Annotated in this window: 1 tRNA gene and 2 rRNA genes; all 3 read left to right on the top strand. The window is 49.8% G+C overall.

The window, feature by feature from the left end:
• Window positions 1-160: 160 nt before the first annotated feature.
• The 3 genes from BAU16_RS06895 (at window position 161) to BAU16_RS06885 (ending at window position 3,351) form a co-directional block, all read left to right on the top strand.
• Window positions 161-3,077: ribosomal RNA gene (locus BAU16_RS06895) — 23S ribosomal RNA — on the top strand.
• A 76-nt stretch (window positions 3,078-3,153) separates the two neighbouring features.
• A 5S ribosomal RNA gene (gene rrf / locus BAU16_RS06890) occupies window positions 3,154-3,269 on the top strand.
• Between the two features lie 8 nt (window positions 3,270-3,277).
• A tRNA-Asn gene (locus BAU16_RS06885) sits at window positions 3,278-3,351 on the top strand.
• Window positions 3,352-3,419 lie beyond the last annotated feature (68 nt).

Below are 3,419 nucleotides of genomic sequence, written 5' to 3'. Positions count from 1 at the left end.
AATTTTGCTCATTGAAAACTGGATAATTGAAGTAAAGAATCAAAACAAACCGAGAACACCGCGTTGAAAAGAGTTTTTTAAGAAAGTTTTTTCAAAGCTTTATCTTGAGGACGCCTCTATCGCTAGAGAAACGACTCAAAACCCAACCGTAAGGTTGTAAGGTTAAGTGAATAAGGGCGCACGGTGGATGCCTTGGCACTAGGAGCCGATGAAGGACGGGACTAACTCCGATATGCTTTGGGGAGCTGTAAGTAAGCTATGATCCAGAGATTTCCGAATGGGGAAACCCAGCATCTTTGATAGGATGTTACGATTAGGTGAATACATAGCCTAATCGAGGTAGACGCAGAGAACTGAAACATCTAAGTACCTGCAGGAAGAGAAAGAAAATTCGATTCCCTGAGTAGCGGCGAGCGAAACGGGAAAAGCCCAAACCAAGATGCTTGCATCTTGGGGTTGTAGGACTCCGATCTGGTAGTTCGTTCAGATAGTCGAAGGACTTGGAAAAGTCCGTCAAAGAGGGTAAAAACCCCGTAGACGAAATTTGGACAGCACCTAGGAGGATCCTGAGTACGGCGGAACACGAGGAATTCCGTCGGAATCCGGGAGGACCATCTCCCAAGGCTAAATACTCCCTAGTGACCGATAGTGAACCAGTACCGTGAGGGAAAGGTGAAAAGCACCCCGGAAGGGGAGTGAAATAGAACCTGAAACCGTGTGCCTACAACAAGTTAGAGCCCGTTAATGGGTGATAGCGTGCCTTTTGTAGAATGAACCGGCGAGTTACGATTGCATGCGAGGTTAAGTGGAAGAAACGGAGCCGCAGCGAAAGCGAGTCTGAATAGGGCGAATGAGTATGTAGTCGTAGACCCGAAACCATGTGATCTACCCATGTCCAGGTTGAAGGTGCGGTAAAACGCACTGGAGGACCGAACCCACGTACGTTGAAAAGTGCGGGGATGAGGTGTGGGTAGCGGAGAAATTCCAAACGAACTTGGAGATAGCTGGTTCTCTCCGAAATAGCTTTAGGGCTAGCCTCGGAAAGTAAGAATGATGGAGGTAGAGCACTGTTTGGACTAGGGGCCCATCTCGGGTTACCGAATTCAGATAAACTCCGAATGCCATACATTCATATCCGGGAGTCAGACTGTGAGTGATAAGATCCATAGTCGAAAGGGAAACAGCCCAGACCACCAGCTAAGGTCCCAAAATGTATGTTAAGTGGAAAAGGATGTGGGGTTGCACAGACAACTAGGATGTTGGCTCAGAAGCAGCCACCATTTAAAGAGTGCGTAATAGCTCACTAGTCGAGTGACCCTGCGCCGAAAATGTACCGGGGCTAAACATACTACCGAAGCTGTGGATTGTACCAATAGGTACAATGGTAGGAGAGCGTTCTAAGGGCGTTGAAGGCAGATCGTGAGGACTGCTGGAGCGCTTAGAAGTGAGAATGCCGGTATGAGTAGCGAAAGACAGGTGAGAATCCTGTCCACCGAATGACTAAGGTTTCCTGGGGAAGGCTCGTCCGCCCAGGGTTAGTCGGGACCTAAGCCGAGGCCGAAAGGCGTAGGCGATGGACAACAGGTTGATATTCCTGTACCCGTTGAATTTGTTTGAGCAATGGAGGGACGCAGGAGGCTAAGAAGTGCAGACTGATGGATATGTCTGTTCAAGCAGTGAGTCTGAGGGTGAGTGAAATGCTTACTCTTGTTAAGGACAAGCTGTGATGAGGAGGGAAATTTAAGTACCGAAGCTTCTGATGTCACACTGCCAAGAAAAGCTTCTAGTGAGAATTGAACGGCCCGTACCGCAAACCGACACAGGTAGTCGAGGAGAGAATCCTAAGGTGAGCGAGAGAACTCTCGTTAAGGAACTCGGCAAAATGACCCCGTAACTTCGGGAGAAGGGGTGCTGCTCTAACGAGCAGCCGCAGTGAATAGGCCCAAGCGACTGTTTATCAAAAACACAGGTCTCTGCAAAATCGAAAGATGACGTATAGGGGCTGACGCCTGCCCGGTGCTGGAAGGTTAAGAGGAGTGCTTAGCGTAAGCGAAGGTACGAATTGAAGCCCCAGTAAACGGCGGCCGTAACTATAACGGTCCTAAGGTAGCGAAATTCCTTGTCGGGTAAGTTCCGACCCGCACGAAAGGCGTAACGATTTGGGCACTGTCTCAACGAGAGACTCGGTGAAATTTTAGTACCTGTGAAGATGCAGGTTACCCGCGACAGGACGGAAAGACCCCATGGAGCTTTACTGTAGTTTGATATTGAGTGTCTGTACCGCATGTACAGGATAGGTAGGAGCCGTAGAAGTCGGAACGCTAGTTTCGATGGAGGCGCTGGTGGGATACTACCCCTGCGTTATGGCCACTCTAACCCGCACCACTAAGCGTGGTGGGAGACAGTGTCAGATGGGCAGTTTGACTGGGGCGGTCGCCTCCTAAAGAGTAACGGAGGCGCCCAAAGGTTCCCTCAGAATGGTTGGAAATCATTCGCAGAGTGTAAAGGCAGAAGGGAGCTTGACTGCGAGACTTACAAGTCGAGCAGGGACGAAAGTCGGGCTTAGTGATCCGGTGGTTCCGCATGGAAGGGCCATCGCTCAACGGATAAAAGCTACCCTGGGGATAACAGGCTTATCTCCCCCAAGAGTCCACATCGACGGGGAGGTTTGGCACCTCGATGTCGGCTCGTCGCATCCTGGGGCTGTAGTCGGTCCCAAGGGTTGGGCTGTTCGCCCATTAAAGCGGCACGCGAGCTGGGTTCAGAACGTCGTGAGACAGTTCGGTCCCTATCCGTCGCGGGCGTTGGAAATTTGAGAGGAGCTGTCCTTAGTACGAGAGGACCGGGATGGACTTACCGCTGGTGTACCAGTTGTCTCGCCAGAGGCATCGCTGGGTAGCTATGTAGGGAAGGGATAAACGCTGAAAGCATCTAAGTGTGAAGCCCACCTCAAGATGAGATTTCCCATTTCTAAAAGAAAGTAAGATCCCTGAGAGAAGATCAGGTAGATAGGTCAGAAGTGGAAGACCAGTGATGGTTGGAGCGGACTGATACTAATCGATCGAGGACTTAACCAAAAGAAACTCGGAAGAGTTTTGAGAAATTACTTCAAATCCAGTTTTGAGTGAGCAAGACTTACTCAGAAAAAAATAGTGTGGTGGCGATAGCAGGAAGGATACACCTGTAACCATGCCGAACACAGAAGTTAAGCTTCTTAGCGCCGATTGTAGTGAGGGGTTGCCCCTTGTGAGAGTAGGACGTCGCCACGCTGGTTTATTCCGGCATAGCTCAGTTGGTAGTAGCGCATGACTGTTAATCATGATGTCGTAGGTTCGAGTCCTACTGCCGGAGTAATTTCGAGATAGCACAGGCTATCTCTTTTTTTGTGCTCTGAAGAATCTTCAAACAGATTGTTGGTA

Source organism: Enterococcus sp. JM9B, assembly GCF_009933265.1.
Taxonomy (GTDB): Bacteria; Bacillota; Bacilli; order Lactobacillales; family Enterococcaceae; genus Enterococcus_C; species Enterococcus_C songbeiensis.
Note: the sequence above shows the minus strand (reverse complement) of the source record. Positions and strands in the feature narration are given on the sequence as shown.